The organism is Micromonospora musae (genome assembly GCF_003626545.1).
GTDB lineage: Bacteria > Actinomycetota > Actinomycetes > Mycobacteriales > Micromonosporaceae > Micromonospora > Micromonospora musae.
On sequence record NZ_RAZS01000006.1, the window covers coordinates 264,260 to 284,677 of the forward strand.

The 20,418-nt window shown below is 72.3% G+C and carries 16 protein-coding genes; 8 read left to right on the top strand and 8 right to left on the bottom strand.

The features are described from left to right. Nucleotides 1–2: 2 nt before the first annotated feature. Together D7147_RS18620 and pta are read right to left on the bottom strand one after the other, a co-directional pair. Entirely contained in the window at nt 3–1,118 is a 1,116-nt protein-coding gene (locus tag D7147_RS18620) for an acetate/propionate family kinase (protein WP_120679352.1), read from the bottom strand. Next, nucleotides 1,115–3,190 (bottom strand): phosphate acetyltransferase, encoded by a 2,076-nt coding sequence (gene pta / locus D7147_RS18625; RefSeq protein ID WP_120679354.1) that lies wholly within the window; start codon nt 3,188–3,190, stop codon nt 1,115–1,117. Before pta ends, D7147_RS18620 begins: the two co-directional genes overlap by 4 nt. Before the next feature lie 176 nt (nt 3,191–3,366). Between pta and D7147_RS18630 the strand changes: the two genes are divergently transcribed. Together D7147_RS18630 and D7147_RS18635 are read left to right on the top strand one after the other, a co-directional pair. Further along, nucleotides 3,367–4,320 carry a hypothetical protein gene (locus D7147_RS18630; RefSeq protein ID WP_120679355.1) on the top strand — a complete coding sequence of 318 codons (954 nt, stop codon included), beginning with the start codon at nt 3,367–3,369 and terminating at the stop codon, nt 4,318–4,320. Then, complete coding sequence (locus D7147_RS18635; RefSeq protein ID WP_120679357.1) at nt 4,313–6,499, top strand: bifunctional polysaccharide deacetylase/glycosyltransferase family 2 protein; 2,187 nt, start codon at nt 4,313–4,315, stop codon at nt 6,497–6,499. The genes D7147_RS18630 and D7147_RS18635 overlap by 8 nt, the downstream gene beginning before the upstream one ends. Nucleotides 6,500–6,586: 87 nt before the next feature. On the opposite strand, the gene D7147_RS18640 is transcribed toward D7147_RS18635, so the two are convergent. The 6 genes from D7147_RS18640 to D7147_RS18665 form a co-directional block, all read right to left on the bottom strand. Beyond that, nucleotides 6,587–7,621: a glycoside hydrolase family 6 protein gene (locus D7147_RS18640; protein WP_233563216.1), complete on the bottom strand. Its 1,035-nt coding sequence runs from the start codon at nt 7,619–7,621 to the stop codon at nt 6,587–6,589. Nucleotides 7,622–7,652: 31 nt separating this feature from the next. Further along, a complete protein-coding gene (locus D7147_RS18645) occupies nt 7,653–7,832 on the bottom strand; it encodes a DUF6104 family protein (RefSeq protein ID WP_076472068.1) in 180 nt (59 codons plus the stop codon). 113 nt (nt 7,833–7,945) lie between these two features. After that, nucleotides 7,946–11,662, bottom strand: coding sequence for a multifunctional oxoglutarate decarboxylase/oxoglutarate dehydrogenase thiamine pyrophosphate-binding subunit/dihydrolipoyllysine-residue succinyltransferase subunit (locus tag D7147_RS18650; RefSeq protein WP_120679359.1), 3,717 nt, complete (start codon nt 11,660–11,662; stop codon nt 7,946–7,948). A gap of 303 nt (nt 11,663–11,965) precedes the next feature. Continuing rightward, complete coding sequence (locus D7147_RS18655; RefSeq protein WP_120679361.1) at nt 11,966–12,778, bottom strand: ABC transporter permease; 813 nt, start codon at nt 12,776–12,778, stop codon at nt 11,966–11,968. Continuing rightward, complete coding sequence (locus tag D7147_RS18660; RefSeq protein WP_120679363.1) at nt 12,775–13,707, bottom strand: ABC transporter ATP-binding protein; 933 nt, start codon at nt 13,705–13,707, stop codon at nt 12,775–12,777. The genes D7147_RS18655 and D7147_RS18660 overlap by 4 nt, the downstream gene beginning before the upstream one ends. Before the next feature lie 160 nt (nt 13,708–13,867). Then, nucleotides 13,868–14,533, bottom strand: a complete 666-nt coding sequence (locus tag D7147_RS18665; RefSeq protein WP_120679365.1) for a hotdog family protein — start codon at nt 14,531–14,533, stop codon at nt 13,868–13,870. Between the two features lie 162 nt (nt 14,534–14,695). On the opposite strand from D7147_RS18665, the gene D7147_RS18670 reads away from it, so the two are divergent. The 6 genes from D7147_RS18670 to D7147_RS18695 all read left to right on the top strand — a co-directional run bounded on the left by D7147_RS18670 (nt 14,696) and on the right by D7147_RS18695 (nt 20,363). Then, nucleotides 14,696–15,493 (top strand): GNAT family N-acetyltransferase, encoded by a 798-nt coding sequence (locus tag D7147_RS18670; protein ID WP_120679367.1) that lies wholly within the window; start codon nt 14,696–14,698, stop codon nt 15,491–15,493. Then, nucleotides 15,490–16,431, top strand: coding sequence for a lysophospholipid acyltransferase family protein (locus tag D7147_RS18675; RefSeq protein WP_120679369.1), 942 nt, complete (start codon nt 15,490–15,492; stop codon nt 16,429–16,431). Before D7147_RS18670 ends, D7147_RS18675 begins: the two co-directional genes overlap by 4 nt. 94 nt (nt 16,432–16,525) lie before the next feature. After that, nucleotides 16,526–17,359: a DUF4097 family beta strand repeat-containing protein gene (locus D7147_RS18680; protein WP_120679371.1), complete on the top strand. Its 834-nt coding sequence runs from the start codon at nt 16,526–16,528 to the stop codon at nt 17,357–17,359. After that, entirely contained in the window at nt 17,356–17,988 is a 633-nt protein-coding gene (locus D7147_RS18685) for a PadR family transcriptional regulator (RefSeq protein ID WP_120679373.1), read from the top strand. Before D7147_RS18680 ends, D7147_RS18685 begins: the two co-directional genes overlap by 4 nt. Before the next feature lie 120 nt (nt 17,989–18,108). Continuing rightward, nucleotides 18,109–18,810: a response regulator transcription factor gene (locus tag D7147_RS18690; RefSeq protein WP_120679375.1), complete on the top strand. Its 702-nt coding sequence runs from the start codon at nt 18,109–18,111 to the stop codon at nt 18,808–18,810. Further along, nucleotides 18,807–20,363: a sensor histidine kinase gene (locus tag D7147_RS18695; protein ID WP_120679377.1), complete on the top strand. Its 1,557-nt coding sequence runs from the start codon at nt 18,807–18,809 to the stop codon at nt 20,361–20,363. The genes D7147_RS18690 and D7147_RS18695 overlap by 4 nt, the downstream gene beginning before the upstream one ends. The last annotated feature ends 55 nt before the right edge of the window (nt 20,364–20,418 follow it).

The window sequence follows — 20,418 nt, forward strand, 5'->3', positions numbered from 1 at the left end:
GGTCAGGCCGTTCCCGCGATCCGGCGGGCGGCGCGGGCGATCTCGCGCTCCTCGTCGGTGGCGACCACGCAGACCGTGACCTCGGCCCCGTCGGGCGAGATGACCCGGTCGCCCTTCCCCGCGTTGAGTGCCGGGTCGACGGTGATGCCGAGGCGCTCCAGGCCGGTCAGGGCCGCCTCCCGCACCGGGGCGGCGTGCTCACCGACGCCGGCGGTGAAGGTGATCGCGTCGACCCGGCCGAGCAGCGCGTAGTACGCCCCCACGTAGCTCGTGATACGGCGGCAGTAGACGTCGAAGGCGAGGGACGCCGCCGGGTCACCGTCCGCCCTGCGGGCCAGCACCTCCCGCATGTCGTTGGCGCCGGCCAGCCCCTGCAGACCGCTGCGGTGGTTGAGCAGGTCGTCGATCTCGTCGACGGAGAGCCCGCCCTCGCGTCGCAGGTGGAAGATGATCGTCGGGTCCAGGTCGCCGCTGCGGGTCCCCATGACCAGGCCCTCCAGCGGCGACATACCCATCGAGGTCGCCACGCTCCGGCCACCGGCGATCGCGCAGGCGCTCGCCCCGTTACCCAGGTGCAGGGTGATGGTGTTCAGTTCGTCGTACCGGCGGCCGAGCAGCTCGGCGGTGCGCCGGGAGACGTACGCGTGCGAGGTGCCGTGGAAGCCGTACCGGCGTACGCCGTAGCGCATCGCCGTGTCCCGGTCGATCGCGTACGTCGCGGCCGCCTCGGGCAGCGTGCGGTGGAACGCGGTGTCGAAGACCGCGACCTGCGGCACGTCCGGCAGCGCCTCCCGGGCCACCTCGATGCCGGCCAGGTTGGGCGGGTTGTGCAGCGGCGCCAGCGGCACCAGGTCACGGATCGCGGCGAGCACCTCCTCGTCGATCCGCACCGGTTCACCGAAGCGCGTGCCGCCGTGCACCACCCGGTGGCCCACGGCGGTCAGCCCGGTCAGGTCCAGGCCGGAGATGACCTGGCGGACGGCGGTCTCGTGGTCGGCGGGCCCGCCGCCCGGCTCACCGATCCGTTCGACCGTGCCGTTGTCCCGCACCTCGTCGCCGTCGTAGAGCCGGTACTTGACCGACGACGACCCGCAGTTGAGCACCAGCACCCGGCTCATTCGGCCTCCTCGGCCGGCACCGCGGCCTGGATCGCGGTGATGGCCACCGTGTTGACGATGTCCGGCACGGTGGCCCCTCGGGAGAGGTCGTTCACGGGGCGGCGCAGACCCTGCATGACCGGCCCGACCGCCACCGCCCCGGCGGAGCGCTGCACCGCCTTGTACGTGTTGTTGCCGGTGTTCAGGTCCGGGAAGATGAAGACCGTCGCCCGTCCGGCGACCGGGCTGCCCGGCAGCTTCGTGGCGGCGACCGCCGGATCGATGGCCGCGTCGTACTGGATGGGGCCCTCCACCAGCAGGTCCGGCCGGCGTTCGCGGACCAGCGCGGTGGCCGCGGCGACCTTCTCCACGTCCGCGCCCGCCCCGGAGCTGCCGGTCGAGTACGACAGCATCGCCACCCGGGGCTCGATGCCGAACCGGGCCGCGGTCTCCGCCGAGGAGATCGCGATGTCGGCGAGCTGGGTGGCGTCCGGGTCACGGTTCACCGCGCAGTCACCGTAGACGAGCACCCGGTCGGCGAGCAGCATGAAGAAGACGCTCGAAGCGACCGAGACGCCCGGCACGGTCCGGATCACCTCGAAGGCGGGGCGGATGGTGGCGGCGGTGGTGTGCGTCGCCCCGGAGACCATGCCGTCGGCGCGGCCGGCCCGCACCATGAGGGTGCCGAAGTAGTTGGGTTGGGCCACGATGTCGTACGCCAGCTCGGCCGACACGCCGCGGTGGGCGCGCAGCCGCGCGTACTCGGTGGCGAACTCGTCCCGCCACCGGCTCGCGGTCGGGTCGACCAGATGCGCGTCGCCCACGTCGACACCGAGCTCCCGGGCCCGCCGGGCGATCTCGTCCGGGCGGCCCAGCAGGGTCAGCTCGGCGACGCCCCGGCGCAGCAGGATCTCCGCCGCGCGCAGGATGCGCTCCTCGCTCCCCTCGGGCAGCACCAGGTGGCGGCGCTGGGTGCGGGCCCGGTCGATCAGCTCGTTCTCGAACATCAGCGGTGTGACCCGTTCGGACCGGCTGACCCGGAGCCGGCCGGCCAGGTCGGCGGTGTCCACGTTCGCCTCGAACGCGCCGAGCGCCGCCTCGACCTTGCGCGGGTTGGCGGCGCTCGGCCGCCCCTCGATCCGGCTCGACGCGGCCACCGTGTCGTAGCTGTCGGTGCCCACGGAGAGCACGGCGAGGCCGGTGTTCAACTGTTCGACCAGCCGCATCGCCCGCGGGTCCGGCCGCTCGCCGAGGGTGAGCACCAGCCCGGCCAGGGAGACCTGCCCGGCCACGTGCGCGGCGCTCGCCGCGACGAGCAGGTCGGCGCGGTCACCCGGGGTGATCATCAGGGCCCCGGTGGTCAGGTGGTCGAGGAGGGTCGGCACGTGCGCCGCGCCCACCACGAAGTCGAGCACGTCCCGGCTGAGCGCCGCCTCGTCGCCGGCGAGCACGGTGGCGTCGAGCGCCGCCGCCACCTCGGCCACCGTCGGCGCCGAGACGCTCGGCACCTCGGGGATGGCGTACGCGGGAACCGGCAGCTCGGGCAGCGCCATCGGCTCGGGCACCCGATTGGCGATCACGGCGAGCACGGTGGCGCCCAGGTCCGCGAGGTCGTGGTAGGCGCCGCGGGTGGTCGCCGCGATGGCTGCGGCCTCCTGGCCGAAACCGTCCACGACGGGCACCACGACGCTGCCGAACTCGGTGGCCAGCCGGGCGTTGAACGCCAGTTCGCGGGGGCGGGCGGGATCCCCGGTGTCGTCGAAGTCACTCCCCACCACGACCATCGCGGAGCACTGCCGCTCGATCGCCCGGTACCGCTCGACGATGAGGGAGATCAGCTCCTCGCGGCGGCCGTCGGCGACCAGGGTGGTGGCCTCGGCGTACGTCGCTCCGGCCAGGTCCGCCAACGGCAGGTCGACCCGGTAGCGCTCGCTGAGCAGCGCCAGGATCGGATCCGGGCCGGTGCCGGCGATCAGCGGTCGGAACACGCCGATCCGGCCGACCTGGCGGGAGAGCAGCTCGGCCAGCCCGAGCGCGATGGTCGATTTCCCACCGCCGGACCCCACGCTGGTCAGGTACACACTCCGCGCCACGATCTCACGCTACAAGATCGTGCTGTGCCCCGTCGGGCCGAGCCCGGTGCCGGGCACCGCCGGACGGGTCTAGGAATGCCTGGTCAACCGGTTGCTCGCGGCGCGAGCCCGGTGGGATCGGCATCGGTGGTAGTGCGCCGCACGGACGTGAAGACCCCTCGCTAGAATCGCCACCTGTGACCGACCGCCCGACCGTCGTCCCGGCCGTGCTAGAGAATCCGATCGAGACCGCGGCCGAGAGCTCGACGGTGGTGGGGCCGTCCGTCTCCGACGAGCTGACCGTCGTGATCACGCCGGCCGTGCTGCGGACTCCGGCCGTGGCGCCGTCCGTCTCCGACGACACGACCATCATCATCAAGCCCGCCGCGCCCGCGCCGCTGCGGACTCCGGCCGCAGTGCCGTCGGACTCCGGTGAGCTGACCGTCGTGGTCACGCCCGCCGCGCCGTCCGCGACCCGGACCCCCAACGTGCTGTCGCTGCCCTCCGAGGATTCGACGGTCGTGATCACGCCTGCTGCGCCGCCCGCGGTGCCGACTCCGGCCGTGGTGCCGCCCGCGGTGCCGACTCCGGCCGTGGTGCCGCCCGCGGTGCCGACTCCGGCCGCCGCGCCGTCGGCCTCCGACGACACGACCATCATCATCAAGCCCGCCGTGTCGCGCCGGCCCCGGACAGCCGCCGCAGCGCGGTCGGAGTCCGACGACACGACGGTCATCATCACGCCCGCCGCCAGGCGCGTCGACACCCCGACCATGCTGATGGCCGTGATCCCGCGGCTCCCGCCCGTCTTCGTCGACCCGACCGGACGGCGAAGGTCCCGGCTGCGGCTGGTCGCGTACGCCCTCGGGCTGCTGGGGTTGGCCTACACGGGGCTCGTCGGGGCGAGCTTCGCCGGGGCGTCGGTGAGCCCCGGCTCCATCCTCCCCTTCGTCGAGTCGACGAAGCAGCCGTGGCAACCGCCACCGATACCGGCCACCATCCCGGACCCCACCCCGACCGGTTCCAAGCCGGCGCCGGGGGTCAGCGCCAGCGACGCGTCAGCCCCCGCCGGGCTCGCCGACGAACCGTCGTCGGCCGGCGACCGGCAGCCGCCCGCCTCCGGCAGGGCGTCGGTGACCGAGCCGCATGGCTGACCAGCTCTCCTCCGTCACACCCCCCACCGCCGCCCGCCGGGTGCGCCGGGTGGTGCCGTCGCCGAGCTGGGCCGTGCTCGGCATGCTGCTCGTCGTCCTGGCCGGTGTGCTCTTCGTGGCGGCGTACTCGAACGCCGCCTTCGTGCCCGACCGTGAGCACACCGACCACGACCAGAGCCGGGTCCCCGCCGAGGTGGTGGACGGCGGGCCCGTCATCGGCGCCGCCGACGGGAAGGTCCGCTCCTACCGCTTCCCGGCCCGGACCATCGCGCTCACCTTCGACGACGGCCCCGACCCGACGTGGACCCCCGAGATCCTGAGGGTGCTGGCGAAGTACGACGTCAAGGCCACCTTCTTCGTGATGGGTTCACAGGTGGCCCGGCACCCCGAGCTGGTCCGCGAGATGTCCGGCTCGGGACACGAGCTGGGGGTGCACACCTTCACCCACCCGGACCTGGCCAACCTGCCCGGCTGGCGACGCCGGCTGGAGTACGCCCAGACCCAGCTGGCGATGGCGAGCGCGGCCGGCGTCGAGACCTCACTGATCCGCTTCCCGTACTCGTCCTTCGCGAACGCCATCGACGACCAGGACTGGCCGCTGGTGAACGAGGCCGGTCAGCTCGGCTACCTCACGGTGCTCAACGACACCGACAGTCTGGACTGGGAGCGGCCCGGCACGGAGAAGGTGATCCAGAACGCCATCCCGCCCGGTTACTCCGGTGCGATCACCCTCTGGCACGACGCCGGCGGCGACCGGGCGCAGACGGTGGCCGCGCTGGACCGCTTCATCCCGCTGATGAAGGAGCGGGGCTACCGGTTCACCACGGTGTCGGAGGGGGTGAACCTGGCGCTGGCGGCGGCCGGGGTCGACCAGCGGGTGGTGGGGAACCCGGTGGCCTCCGAGTCGGACCGGTGGCGCGGCAAGTTCCTCGTCTGGGCGGTGCAGGGCGCCGACGGCATGCTGGGCCTCTTCGGGATCCTCTTCGTCGTGGTCGGTGCGCTCACCATCGGGCGTACCGCCCTGCTCTTCGTGCTCGCGGCCCGGCACGCCCGCCGTCGCCGCTCGCCGGAGTGGGCCTGGGGGGAGCCGGTGACCGATCCGGTGTCGGTGATCGTCCCCGCCTACAACGAGAAGGAGGGGATCGAGGCGGCGGTCCGCTCCCTCGCCGACGGTGATCACCCGGGCGGCATCGAGGTCATCGTCGTCGACGACGGTTCGACCGACGGGACCGCCGACATCGTCGACGGTCTGAGGCTGCCGAACGTCCGGGTGGTCCGCAAGCCGAACGGCGGCAAGTCCAGCGCCTTGAACACCGGGGTCGCGTTGGCCCGGCACGAGCTGATCGTGATGGTCGACGGCGACACGGTCCTGGAACGCGACTCGGTGCGCCGGCTGGTGCAGCCCTTCGCCGACCGGCAGGTGGGCGCCGTCGCCGGCAACGTCAAGGTGGGCAACCGTAAGAGCCTTATCGCCAAGTGGCAGCACATCGAGTACGTCATCGGGTTCAACCTCGACCGCCGCCTCTACGAGACGTTGCGCTGCATGTCCACCGTGCCCGGCGCCATCGGCGCCTTCCGGCGGCAGGCGTTGCGCTACGCCGGTGGGATGAGCGACGACACGCTGGCCGAGGACACCGACATCACCATGGCGATGGGACGCGCCGGCTGGAAGGTGGTGTACGAGGAGAGCGCCCGCGCGTGGACCGAGGCGCCCGCGACCATGGGCCAGCTCTGGAAGCAGCGTTACCGGTGGAGCTACGGCACCATGCAGGCGATGTGGAAGCACCGCCGCTCGCTCTTCGACAGCGGTGCCTCCGGCCGGTACACCCGGCGCTGCCTGCTGTTCCTGAGCCTCTTCGGGGTGCTGCTGCCGCTGATGGCGCCGGTCATCGACCTGCTGGCCCTCTACGGCCTCTTCTTCCTCGACCGGACCGAGACGGCGGTCGCCTGGCTGATCATGCTGGGCGTGCAGACGTTGACGGCGGCGGTGGCGTTCCGCCTGGATCGGGAGAAGCTCGGCGTGCTCTGGGTCCTTCCGTTGCAGCAGTTCGTCTACCGGCAGCTGATGTACCTCGTGATGGTCCAGTCGGTCGTCACCGCGCTGACCGGAGGTCGGCTGGGCTGGCAGAAGCTGCGCCGTACCGGGCTGGAACCGGGGCTCTCCGGCGGAAGCCGCTGACGCCCCTGGCGCGCTGACGTCCTGGCGCGCGAACACCCGCTCGGCCGAACGCCTCGGCGCTCGAGACGCCCGCCGCTCGAACGCCGGTCAGCGTGCGCCGCGGGCCAGCCCCAGGGCGTACTCGGGCCACCACTCGCCGCTCTCCGGTTCGCCGGGGCGGCAGTCGCTGTCCGACTCGCCGGGGTACTTGACCCAGAGCAGCGCGTCCACCCGGTCCGCCCCGGGGGCGGCAGTCGGCTCCGCGCCGAGCGCCCGGCCGGGCGGATTGCACCAACTGGGCGCGCGGCCGACGGTAGCCGCGGGATACGGGCCGTTGCCGTTGCGACTCGTGTCGATGACGAACCGGGTCTTGCCGCCGAGCTTGTCGGAGATCTGGTGTCCGTAGCGGACGTTCTCGTCGGTGCTCACGAAGTTCGCCACGTTGAGCGCGAACCCGTCCGCCTCCGCGGCGCCGGCCTTGCGCAGCGCCGCCGCGAGGGCGCCGACGTCACGGATCCACGCGGGGTGGCCGGCGTCGAGGTAGACCCGCGCGCTGTCGGTGCTCTCCAGGACGTCCACGGCGTCGCGTAGCAGGGCGAGCCGCCCGCTGACGTCCCGCGGGCAGCCGTCGACGGCGTCCGGGACCGCGCCGGGTTCGAGGATCACGATGACCGGCCGGCCGTCGACGCCGGCCGCGAACTCGCGGATCCAGCGGTGGTACTCCGCGGCGCTCGAAGCACCCCCACTGCCCTCCCGACCGCAGTTGCGATCCGGCACGTTGTGCGCGACGAGCACCGGCGTCTGGCCGGCCAGGTTCGCCTCCGCGAGGAACTCGTCCACCTCGTCGCGCACCGAGTCCTCGTCGCCGGTCAGCCACTTCGCCGTCGGCCGGGTGGCGATCCGGCGCAGCAGCGCGGCGTCGTCGGCCCGGCCCTGCGTGTCGAGGCGCGCCGCCTCCTGGGCGGCCGGGTTGTCGGGGTCGACGTAGAAGACCGGCGGTGGGGGCGGCACGGAGATCGGGGGACCGGTGGGGGCCGCCGGCGGCGGTGTGGGCCCGCTGCCGCAGCCGGTGAGGAGGAGGGTGAGGGCGGCGCCGACCGTCACGGCCGATTGCCGGGCGAGCAGGGGGCGGGACGGCAACACGCGGGGGTCCGTTCGTCGGGGGCGACGGGGGTCAGTCCTCGTCCTCGTCGTCGAGGCGGGCCAGCCAGGTGGCGAAACGTTCGACGGGCGTCTCGAACTCCGGGTTCAGATCGACGAAGTCGCGCAGGCGTTCGGCGAGCCACTCGACGCTGATCTGCTCGTCGCCCCGGCGCTCGACGAGCTCCTCGATGCCTCGGTCGGTGAAGTACATGTCGTACGTCCTTCTTCTGGCCCGGCAACCGCCGGGCGGGTTCCACCGACGCAGCCGGGGCAGGGCCGTCCACGACGGTCCTGCCCCGGCTGGCGACGGTTCGTTCGATCAGGTCACGGGCGGGGGAGAGCCGCCTCGATCAGGGCGTTCTGCTCGACGTCGTGCATCTTGGCCGAGCCGACCGAGGGGGCGGCGGCCGCGGGCCGGGAGATCCGGCGCAGCCGCACGTCCGCGAGGTGCTCGAGCAGGTTCAGCGCGACGAACGACCAGGCGCCCTGGTTGGCCGGCTCCTCCTGCACCCAGGCGAAGTCCTCGGCGTTCGGGTACTGCGCGAGCGCGGCCCGGATCTCCTCCACCGGCATCGGGTAGAGCTGCTCGATCCGGAGGATCGCGGTGTCGGTGACGCCGCGCTCCTGCCGGGCCTGGAAGAGGTCGTAGTAGACCTTGCCCGAGCAGAGCAGCACCCGCTTCACCGACTCCGGCGCCGGGGCGGCGGAGTCGGCCAGCACCGGCTGGAAGGCGCCGGTGGTGAACTCCTCGACGCCGGAGACGCAGAGCTTGTGCCGCAGCAGCGACTTCGGCGTGAACACCACCAGCGGCTTGCGCTTCGGCGACAGCGCCTGGCGGCGCAGCAGGTGGAAGTAGTTCGCCGGGGTGGTTGGGATGGCGACGCGCATGTTGTCCTCGGCGCAGAGCTGCAGGAAGCGCTCGGGGCGGCCGGAGGTGTGGTCCGGGCCCTGGCCCTCGTGCCCGTGCGGCAGCAGCAGGGTCAGCGCCGAGCGCTGGCCCCACTTGACCTCGCCCGAGGAGATGAACTCGTCGATCACCGACTGGGCGCCGTTGACGAAGTCACCGAACTGGGCTTCCCAGCAGACCAGCGCGTTGATGTTCTCCACCGAGTAGCCGTACTCGAAGCCCATCGCCGCGTACTCGCTGAGCAGCGAGTCGTGCACGAAGAGCCGGGAGCGCTCGCCCTCGCCGGTCAGCGACTTCAGGGGGAGGTAGTCCTCGCCGGTGCGCGCGTCCACGATCGAGGCGTGCCGCTGCACGAAGGTGCCGCGGCGGGAGTCCTGCCCGGCCAGCCGCACGGTCACCCCGTCGTGCAGCAGCGTTCCGAACGCGATGATCTCGCCGTAGCCCCAGTCGATGTGGCCCTCGACGGACATCTTCGCCCGCCGGTCGAGTAGCTGCTGGATCCGCTTGTGCGGGGTGAAGCCCTCCGGCAGGTTGACGTGCGCGTCGCCGACGGCCCGGACGAGCGACGCGTCGACGGCGGTGTCCACCTGCGGCTCCGGCTCCTCCTCGCGGCGGGGCCGGCTGAGCTGCCGCGGCTTGGTGGCGGCGTCCCGGGTGGCCTTGAAGACCCGCTCGAGCTGCGCCTGGTAGTCGCGCAGCAGCTCCTCCGCGTCCTCCACGGTGATGTCGCCGCGACCGATCAGCTCCTCGGTGTAGAGCTTCCGAACGGAGCGCTTCGAGTCGATGATCTTGTACATCTGCGGGTTGGTCATCGAGGGGTCGTCGCCCTCGTTGTGGCCACGCCGGCGGTAGCAGACCATGTCGATCACGACGTCCTTGTTGAACGTCTGCCGGTACTCGAAGGCCAGCCGGGCGACCCGGACCACGGCCTCGGGGTCGTCGCCGTTGACGTGGAAGATCGGCGCCTGGATCATCCGGGCCACGTCGGTGCTGTAGAGGCTGGACCGGCTGTACTCGGGGGCGGTCGTGAAGCCGACCTGGTTGTTGACCACGACGTGCACGGTGCCGCCGGTGCGGTAGCCGCGCAGCTGGGACAGGTTCAGGGTCTCGGCCACCACGCCCTGACCGGCGAAGGCCGCGTCACCGTGCACCGCCAGCGGCAGCACGGTGTAGCCCTCCAGCTTCAGGTCGATCCGGTCCTGCTTGGCCCGGACGATGCCCTCCAGCACCGGGTCGACGGCCTCCAGGTGCGACGGGTTCGCCACCACCGAGACCTTGACCGAGTTCGCCCCGTCGGGGGTGGTGAACTTGCCGTTCTGGCCGAGGTGGTACTTCACGTCGCCGGAGCCCTGCGTCGAGCGCGGGTCGAGGTGCCCCTCGAACTCCGAGAAGATCTTCTCGTACGGCTTGCCGACGATGTTGGCCAGCACGTTGAGCCGGCCCCGGTGCGCCATGCCGATGACCACCTCGTCGAGGCCGCCCTCGGCGGAGGCCTCCAGCACCTCGCCCAGCAGCGGGATCAGCGACTCCCCGCCCTCCAGCGAGAAACGCTTCTGGCCGACGTACTTGGTCTGCAGGAACGTCTCGAACGCCTCGGCGGCGTTGAGCCGGTTCAGCACGTGCTTCTGCTCGTCGGAGGCGGGCTTCTCGTACTTGCGCTCCACCCGCTCCTGGAGCCAGCGCCGCTCCTCCGGGTCCTGGATGTGCATGTACTCGATGCCGACCCGCCGGCAGTACGAGTCGCGCAGCACGCCCAGGATCTCGCGCAGCTTCATCCGCTGCTTGCCGGCGAAGCCGTTGACCGGGAAGGTGCGGTCCAGGTCCCACAGGGTCAGCCCGTGCTGGAGCACGTCCAGGTCGGGGTGCTTGCGGATCTTGAACTCGAGCGGGTCGGTGTCGGCCATCAGGTGGCCGCGCACGCGGTAGGCGTGGATCAGCTCGTGCACCCGGGCCGTCTTGTTGATCTGGCCCTCGCTGTCGACCGCGACGTCGCGCATCCAGCGCACCGGCTCGTACGGGATCCGCAGCGAGGTGAAGATCTCGTCGTAGAAGCCGTGCTCGCCGAGGACCAGCTCGTGCATCGCCTTGAGGAACTCGCCGGACTGGGCGCCCTGGATGACCCGGTGGTCGTACGTGCTGGTCAGCGTGATCACCTTGCTGACCGCCATCTCGGCGAGGGTGGCCTCGGACATGCCCTGGTAGGGCGCCGGGTACTCCATGGCGCCGACGCCGATGATCGCGCTCTGCCCCTGCATGAGCCGCGGCATCGAGTGGACCGTGCCGATGCCGCCCGGGTTGGTCAGCGAGATCGTGGTGCCGCCGTAGTCCTCCATGGTCAGCTCGTTGCGGCGGGCTCGCCGGACCACGTCCTCGTACGCCTGCCAGAACTGCCGGAAGTCCATCTGCTCGCAGCCCTTGATGGAGGGGACCACCAGGTTGCGGCTGCCGTCGGGCCGGGTCATGTCGATGGCGATGCCCAGGTTGACGTGCTCGGGGCGGACCAGCGTCGGCTTGCCGTCGACGACGGCGTAGGAGTTGTTCATCTCCGGGTGCTGGGCCATCGCCCGGACCAGCGCGTAGCCGATGAGGTGGGTGAAGCTGACCTTGCCACCGCGACCGCGGGCGAGGTGGTTGTTGATCACGATGCGGTTGTCGACCAGCAGCTTGGCCGGGACGGCGCGCACACTCGTCGCGGTCGGCACGCTGAGCGAGGCGTCCATGTTCTGGACGATCTTCGCGGCGACCCCGCGCAGCGGCGTGTTCTGCGGGCCGGTGGCGGTCGGCGCGGACGCGGCCGGCTTGGCCGCCGGCTTCGCGGCGGGGGCGGCGGGCTTGGCCGGGGCGGCCTTGGCGGGCGCGGCCGGGGCCGGCTTGGCCTCAGCGGGCTGGGCGACCGCGGCGACCGGCTCCTGCTGCTCGGCGGGCTCGGGCTGCTGGGTCGCGGGCGCCGGCTTCGCGTCCGGGCGTGGTGTGCCCGCGCCCGGGCCGGGACGGTAGTCGGCGAAGAAGTCGTGCCAGGCCGAGTCGACACTCTTGGGATCGGCGAGATACCGCTGGTACATCTCTTCGACGATCCACTCGTTCGGGCCGAAACCCGCCAGTGGGTTCTCCTGCGAAGTCTGCTGGGTCGACACGGCCGGTAATCGCCTCTTTCACGCGGGTTTGTGTGTCACGCGACGCCCGGTGGCCCCCTGTATCACGGGCTGCCGGGACGCTCCAAGGCTACGCCGTACAGATCCCCACGGCATTTCCGCCTCCGTCGCGTGGTCCGTTTCACAGAAGATGCCAGAAGTTCACGAAGCGCTGCGTGTCCCATTGACTCCTGCTATGGCTCCCGGCCCAGGTGACGGCGGACCGGCGTGGGTCCGGGGAGCGGCGGATCCGGTGGCCGTTCGCCACCGGATCCGGGCTCGTTCCGGGCAGCCGCCCGACGCGGGTCAGGAGATGTCGCGCCGGCGCGTGATCAGGATGCCGGCGACGCCGCTCGCGAGCGCGTAGCCGAACAGCACCAGAGCGCCGACCCACCAGGCGGGGACGAACTCCGACTGCCCCTCGGTGATCATCACCTGGGACGCGACGGCGGGCCAGATCACCTGCCACTTGAGGACCGCCTGCGTGTCCAGCAGGTTCGACAGCAGGAGGAAGAGCAGACCGACCACCTGGGTGCCGACCAGGTAGAGCACGGCGGCGGTGATGACGGCACCGAGCTGGTTGGTGATCAGCGTGCCGATGCCCACGCCGAGGATGGTCCAGATCGCGTACGCGAGCAGGTTGAACAGCAGGGCCCGCTGGACCGGCCACTCGCCGAGCTGCGTGCCGTAATCGTTCAGCGTCAGGAAGATGCCCCCGGCCACCAGGTCGATCACCGTGGTCGCCAACCAGAAGGCGAAGCCCAGCAGGCTGGCCGCGACGAGCTTGCCGACGATCACCGACGTCCGCCGCGGGGTCGCCAGGAACGTCGTGGTCGCGGTCTGGTGGAAGAACTCGTTGGTGACCATCAGGATGCCGATGAGCATCACGAACATCAGCCCGAGGTACTGGCCCGAGGTGTAGATGTTCGCCGCCTGCGCGGCCGGCGTCGACTGCTCGGCGCTCATGCCGACGTTCCCGGCCTCGCCGCCGAGCACGACGGTCGCCAGGTACGCGTTGAACGCGAACGCCAGGACGATCGAGACGAAGGCGCCGACGGCCAGCCACCACCAGGTGCTGGTGGTGCGGATCTTGAGGAGTTCGGCTCGGACCAGGTTCATCGGATGCCCGCCTTTCCGGCCGTCAACTCCAGGAAGACCCCTTCCAGGTCGGGCCGTTCCGTGGTGAGTTCGTGCAGCTCGACACCGGCCGTCAGGGCGGTCCGGCCGACCGTCGCCGCGTCGACCCCGGCGACCAGCAGGGCGCCCTGCCCGTCGGCGTCGACAGTGGCGTTCTGGTCCTTCAACGCCGCGGCGAGCGCCTCGGCCTGCGGGGTGCGGACGCGCACCCGTACGCCCTGCGTCATCGACCCGATCACCTGGTCGACCGGGCCCTGGCGGACCAGCTGGCCCGCCGCGATGATCACCACGTCGTCGGCGAGCAGCTGCATCTCCGACAGCAGGTGGCTGGAGACCAGGATGGTGCGCCCCTCCTGGGCCAGGCCCTTGAGGAACCCACGCATCCAGCGGATGCCCTCCGGGTCCAGCCCGTTGGCCGGCTCGTCGAGGATCAGCACCTTCGGGTCACCGAGCATCGCGGCGGCGATCCCCAACCGCTGCTTCATGCCGAGCGAGTAGCCCTTGAACTTCCGCTTCGCGGCCGGGGTCAACCCGACCAGGGCGAGCGCCTCGTCGGCGCGCTGCCTCGGCAGCCCCGCCGCCGCGCAGAGCACCCGCAGGTGGTTGAGCCCGGTCCGTCCCTTGTGCGCGCTCGAGGCCTCCAGCACGGCGCCCACGTGCCGCAGCGGCTCGGGGAGGTCGGCGTACCGCCGGCCACCGATGGTCGCCGTGCCGCTGGTCGGGGTGACCAGGTTCAGCAGCATGCGCAGCGTGGTGGTCTTACCCGCGCCGTTCGGGCCGAGGAAGCCGGTCACCCGACCCGACTCGACCGTGAAGGACAGGTTGTTGACCGCCCGAACGTTGCGGTACTGCTTCGTCAGGCCGGACACCACGATCTGACCACTGGTGGGGCTTGGCTGCCCGTCAGACATCGTTCTCCTCCCGTGCGGTGGCGTCGAGATACGCCGCTGCACAGCGTGACCGGAGCGCGCGGCGAGGTCAATCAGGCGCGGTCCGTACCCTCGCCTCCGCCTCACGCAGGAGTCCGGTCATCCGCGAGGACTACTGCCGGGCCGACAGCCGCCGCTCGGGTCAGGCCCGGTCCGCCCCGGACGGCAGGGCGATCCAGGTGGCCCGGGCGCTGGCGAGCAGGGCGCCGTCCGGCCCGTACAGGCTGCTGTGCACCCGTGCCTTGCGCCCCTCGACCGAGACGGTCACGCCGGTCACCACGCACTCGTCACCCGGCTCGGGCAGCGCGATCAGCCGGGCGGCCATCCGTCCCAGGACGTACGGGCGGCCGGGGGCGATCACCGACCAGCCGCCGGGGCAGTCCAGGGCCGCCCAGACCGTGGCCCCGCCGACCTGCTCCGGCGCGCGGAACGGCGCGGCGGTCCGGCCGTCCGGCAACCGGCCGGGGAAGATCCGCAGCCCGTCGGTCCGCTCCGGCCCGCAGACGTAGCAGCCGGGGAAGGGGTGGTCCACCAGTCCGGGGTACCGGGCGGCCGCGTCGACGGCGGTGGCCCGATCAACCGGCGGCACCACCGCGTCGACGGGCGCGCCGGGGCGCACCTCGGCGACCACCTCTCCGGCCGGATCGCGGACCTCGCCGTCGACCAGGGTCAGCGGCGTCTCCAGCGGTGGCGGCCGGCGCAGGGTCACCTCGACCGGTCCGGGCCCGGCCTCGGCGGCGAAGACACCGGCGCTCCAGCCGCCGTTGCCCGATCCGGGGGGCCCGTTGTAGCGGGATTCGATGCGCATCGGCCGACCTCCGTGGGGCGCGTGACCCGGCGCCGCGGCCGGATCCGTCCGGCAGCCTCGCACGGCCGGCACGCACGATGCACACCGGTGGCCCGCCGTCGTTCACCGGATCGACACTCCTCGCCCCCTGGAGTGGCAACCCGCGCCCCTTACACAGATCCCATGTCCGTTCTGCACGCCGCCGGGACACCCCTACCGACCGCTGGGACATCCCTCACGACCAGCGGTTACACCCTGCTGATCGCCGACGACCCGAGCCAGGTCGCGGCCGCGCAACGCCTGCGTCACGAGGTGTTCGCCACCGAACTCGGCGCCACCCTCCGCCCGGACGCCGTCGGGCTGGACGTGGACCCGTTCGACAGGTACTGCGACCACCTGATCGTGCGACAGGACAGCACCGGTGACGTGGTCGGCACGTACCGGCTGCTGCCGCCCGGCCGGACCGACCGCCGGTACGCCGAGGACGAGTTCGACGTGAGCGCGCTCGCCCCGTTGCGGGACGAGCTGGTCGAGGCGGGCCGCTCCTGTGTGCACCCGGATCACCGCAGCGGCGCCGTGATCAACCTGATGTGGGCCGGCATCGCCCGTTACCTGCACCTGCGCGGATCCCGCTGGCTGGGTGGCTGCGCCTCGGTACCGGTGGCCGACGGCGGCCGGGCCGTGGCGGAGGTGTGGGAGCGGGCGCAGGCCCGGCACCTCGCGCCGCCGCCGCTGCGGGTGCGTCCGCGGCGCCCGTGGTTCGCCGAGGCGCCGGCCGTGCCGCCCGCTCCGGCCGGTGCGCTGGACGGTGCGAGTCTGGTGCCGCCGCTGCTGCGCGGCTATCTGCGACTCGGCGCGTGGATCTGCGGTGAGCCGTCGTACGACCCGGACTTCGCCGTCGCCGACTTCTACGTGCTCCTCTCCATGGACCGGATGAATCCGCGCTACCTGCGGCACTTCCTGGGCGGGGTGGGGCAGTGACCGCGGTGCCGTTCGACCTGTGGCGCCCCACCTCCGGCTGCGACGACAAGTGCCTGCCGGTTCCGGGGGAGACGCCGACCGTGCCGGCGCTCCGGCAGGTGGCACGCCTGCTCGCCGGGGTCGGGATGCTGCTGCTCGGCGCCGGACTGGCCGCGGTGCTGCCGGTGCTCCCGGCCCGGGACGGGCAGGCGGCGGTGCGGGCCTGGGCGCGGGGGACCGCACGGGCGTTCGGTGTGCGGCTGGTGGTGCGCGGCCGGCCGCCCCGGCGGCGGGCGTTGGTGGCCGCCAACCACATGTCCTGGCTGGACATCCTGGTCGTGCTGGCCGTCGCCCCGACCCGGATGGTGGCGAAGCGCGAAGTCCGCTCCTGGCCGCTGATCGGCCTGCTGGCCGCCGCGGCGGGCACCGTCTTCGTGGACCGGTCGCGGCCCCGCGCGCTCCCCGACACCGTGCGCCGGGTCGCCGACGCGCTGCGCGCCGGTCGCGCGGTCGCGGTCTTCCCGGAGGGTACGACCTGGTGCGCGGGCGAGGACGCGGTCGACTGCCGACCGAACGGTGGTTTCCGCCCGGCCATGTTCCAGGCGGCGATCGACGCCGGCGCCCCGGTGGTCCCGCTGCGGATCGCCTACCGCTGCGCGGCGACGGGGGAGAGCACCACGGCCACCGCCTTCCTGGGCGAGGAGACCCTGCTGCGCTCGGTACGCCGGGTGGTCGCGGGGCGGGGGCTCGAGGTGACGGTGACGGTCGGCGCTGCGCTGCACCCGAGCCGGGACGCGGACCGTCGGGTGCTCGCCCGGGCCGCCGAGTCGGCTGTGCACCTCGTGCCGGCCGGCGCCGTTCCGGTCCGTCGGGCCGGTGTCCCGCTGGCGCTGCCCTCGACGGGCCTGCCGGTGCGCCCGAGCCGGCCCGGCGCCGGGGGGCTCGACCTGGCGGCGTGAGCGACTCGCGATGTCTTGTGCTGTCGCGATGTATCGCGTTACTGTTCCTCTCGTCGGACGCGCTGTCGGCGTGTCGTCGGAAGGGGAGGACACCATGGCCGGTTGGACGGTCGACGCTCCGCAGCGACTGAGCCTGGACGAGCCGGTCAGCCGGCTGGACGTACGCCTCTTCAGTGGCCGGCTCAACGTGGTGGCCACGGACGGGCCGGCCCGCGTCGACATCACCCGGGTGGGCCGCCGGCCGATCCTGGTGGAGCAGCACGAGGGGCGACTCTCCGTCCGGCAGGAGCGGCACTGGCACTGGCGGGACGTGCTGCGGTGGATCGGGCCGTTCGGGCACTGGTCCCGGGTGGACGTCTCGATCGCGGTGCCCGCCGACGTCCGGGCCGAGCTGCGGCTGGTGGACGGCTCGCTGGTCGTCTCCGGGCTGCGCCGGCACACCCGGGCCGACGTGACCTCCGGGCAGATCACCCTGATGGGCCTGCGCGGAAACACCATGGCGAAGATCGTCTCCGGCCCGGTCGAGGCGCTCGGCGTCGGCGGTGACCTGCACCTGGAGACCGTCTCCGGCGAGGTCATCCTGGCCGACAGCGCGGCCGCCCAGGTCCGGGCGCAGACGGTCTCCGGGGCGATCACCTGCGATCTCGACAATCCCCGCAGCAGCGAGATCCGGCTGCACACCATCTCCGGCAGCATCACCGTCCGGGTCCGCGAGGACAGCGACCTCGCCGTACGCCTGCACACCACGTCCGGCCGGATCACCAGTGGCTTCCCCCAGGTGATGCGGGAGTCGAAGCTGGGTTCGGTGGCGAACAGCGAGGGAGTGCTCGGCGCCGGCGACGGTAAGCTCTGGGCGTCCGCCACGTCCGGCAGCATCGCGCTGCTCGCCCGTCCGGTGGACGACGACGAGGAGGATGAGCTGCCGTGACGGCCGTCTTCAGTCACGGGCGGCTGCGGCTCTACCTGCTCCGGCTCCTCGACGACGGCCCGAAGCACGGCTACGAGCTGATCCGGCTGCTCGAGGAGCGCTTCCTCGGTCTCTACGCACCCAGCGCCGGCACCATCTACCCCCGCCTCCAGCGGCTGGAGGCGGAGGGGCTGGTCACGCACACCGCCGCCGGTGGCCGGAAGACGTACGAGATCACCGAGAGCGGCCGCGCCGAGCTGCGGCAGCGCGCCGACGAACTGGCCGCCCTCGAGTCGGACATCGCCGCCTCGGTGGAGGACCTCTCCGCGCTCGCCGGTGAGATCCGCGACGAGGTACGCGGCTCCGTTCGCGACCTCAAGCGGGAGCTGCGCGAGGCCACCCGGCAGACGCGACAGGGCCGACGGGCCCGGTGGGAGTCCCCCTCGTTCACCCCCGGCGCACCGCCGCCCCCGGCCGGTCCGCCGGAGCCCGGCCCCGCCGTGCTCGCCGAGTTCGACCAGCGGCTGGCCGAGTTCACCGCGGAGGTGGCGCGGCTGGTACGCGTCCGCCGGTTCACCGACTCCCAGCTGCGCACCGCGATCCGGCTGCTCGACGGCGCGCTGGACGGGCTGCGGCGGTTGCTCCGCTGAGCGGGCCCGACCGGCGACCCGCGACGGCGAGTCACCCGCCCGGACGTTGAGGGCTCGCTCACAGGTTCTTTGCAGGAAGCATGCAGCGCGGGCGCAGTCAGTTCGCGGATGATGGGGCACATGCCCGCTACCCAGACCGAGGCGCGACTGCTCGTCGTCGAGGACGACCCGAACATCCTCGAACTGCTCTCCGCGAGTCTGCGCTTCGCCGGCTTCGACGTGGCCACCGCGACCAGCGGCAGCACGGCGTTGACCGCCGCCAAGGATCACCGGCCGGACCTGGTCGTGCTCGACGTGATGCTGCCCGACCTGGACGGCTTCGAGGTGATCCGGATGCTCCGGGAGGCCGGCACGCGTACGCCCGTGGTCTTCCTGACCGCGCGGGACGCCACCGACGACAAGATCCGCGGGCTGACCCTGGGCGGGGACGACTACGTCACCAAGCCGTTCAGCCTGGAGGAGCTGACCGCCCGGATCCGGGCGGTGCTGCGCCGGACGACCAGCGGGGAGCAGCCGCCCTCCCGGCTCACCTTCGCCGATCTCGAACTCGACGAGGAGACCCACGAGGTCTACCGCGCCGGCCAGCGGGTGCAGCTCTCGCCGACCGAGTTCAAGCTGCTGCGCTACCTGATGTTGAACGCCAACCGGGTGCTCTCGAAGGCGCAGATCCTCGACCACGTCTGGAACTACGACTTCCGCGGCGACGACAACATCGTCGAGTCGTACATCTCCTACCTGCGGCGCAAGGTCGACACCACCCAGCCCCGGTTGATCCACACGCTCCGCGGCGTGGGGTACGTGCTACGCAAGCCGGCGGCGTGAACGCGGTCGACCAGGCGAAGGGACGGCTGCGCAGCGTACCGCTCCGGTTGAAGCTGGTCACCGCGGTCCTCACGCTGGTCGCGCTGGCCCTGCTCGTGATCAGCTCGCTGACCACCTACTTCCTGCGCAACTACCTGGTGGGGCAGGTCGACTCCGAGCTCAAGGGTTCGGTCCGCAATATCGAGACGGCGCTGATCTCGGAGCAGCCCGCGCGGATTGGTGTTCCCACCGACTATCTGGTTGTGGTGACGGACCGAAGCACCGGGAGGGTTATCGGGGTCCAGTTCGACAACCAGCGGTTCGATTCGAACGACCTGCCACGCTGGCCCGCCGACGCCAGCGGATTCCAACGGCTGTCCGGGGACCCGCTGACCGTCCGGGCGCAGGGCAGTCCCATCCGCTGGCGGATCCTCTACACAGAGCTGCCCAACGGGCAGTGGGCGGCTATCGGCCAGAACCTCACCGACGTCGATCTCGCGGTGCGGCAGCTGGTCTGGATCGACCTGCTGGTCGGCGGATCGGTGCTGATCCTGCTCGCCTCGGTCGGCGCGGCGATAGTGCGGACCAGCCTGAAACCGCTGGTCGAGATCGAGCGGACCGCCGCCGCGATCGCCGGGGGTGATCTGACCCAGCGGGTGCCCGATCCGGAGCAGGGGCAGGAGTACCCCACGTCGGAGCTGGGGCGGCTCTCCCGGGCGTTGAACGCGATGCTGAGCCAGATCGAGGCCGCCTTCACGGCCCGGGCCGCCTCGGAGAGCGCCGCCCGCTCGGCGGAGGCGGCCGCCCGGGACGCGGCCGTGGCAGCGCAGGCCTCCGAGACCCGGGCGCGGCGCTCGGAGGAGCGGATGCGGCAGTTCGTCGCGGACGCCTCGCACGAGCTGCGTACCCCGTTGACCACCATTCGCGGCTTCGCCGAGCTGTACCGGCAGGGAGCGGCCCGCGACCCGGAGCAGACGTCCGGGCTGCTGCGCCGGATCGAGGACGAGGCGGCCCGGATGGGTCTGCTCGTGGAGGATCTGCTGCTGCTCGCCCGGCTGGACCGGGAGCGGCCGATCTCCCTGGCGCCGGTGGAGCTGCCGGTCCTCGCCGGTGACGCGGTCCAGGCCGCCCGGGCGGTCGCCCCGGAGCGGCGCATCGAACTGGAGATCGAGCCCGGCTCGGGCCCGCTGGTGGTGCTCGGCGACGACGCCCGGCTGCGGCAGATCATCGGCAACCTGATGACCAACGCGCTGAGCCACACTCCGGCGGACGCCTCCGTGACGCTGCGGCTGCGGGCCGAGCGCGGAAACCTGGCCGTGGTGGAGGTGGCCGACACCGGCCCCGGGTTGACCCCGGAGCAGGCGGAACGGGTCTTCGAGCGGTTCTACCGGGTGGACGCGGCCCGCACCCGTCGGGCCGATGGCAACACCGGCACCGGTCTGGGCCTGGCCATCGTGGCGGCCTTGGTCAGTGCCCACCGGGGGAACGTGGAGGTCGCCGAGACGCCGGGTGGTGGGGCCACCTTCCGGGTTCGGCTGCCGCTGGTGCCGGAGGCCGACGGGCACGGCGACTGACTTTCAGGCAACTTCCAGGTCGAATCCAGCTTGATCGCAGAGGCGCGGGAGAAGG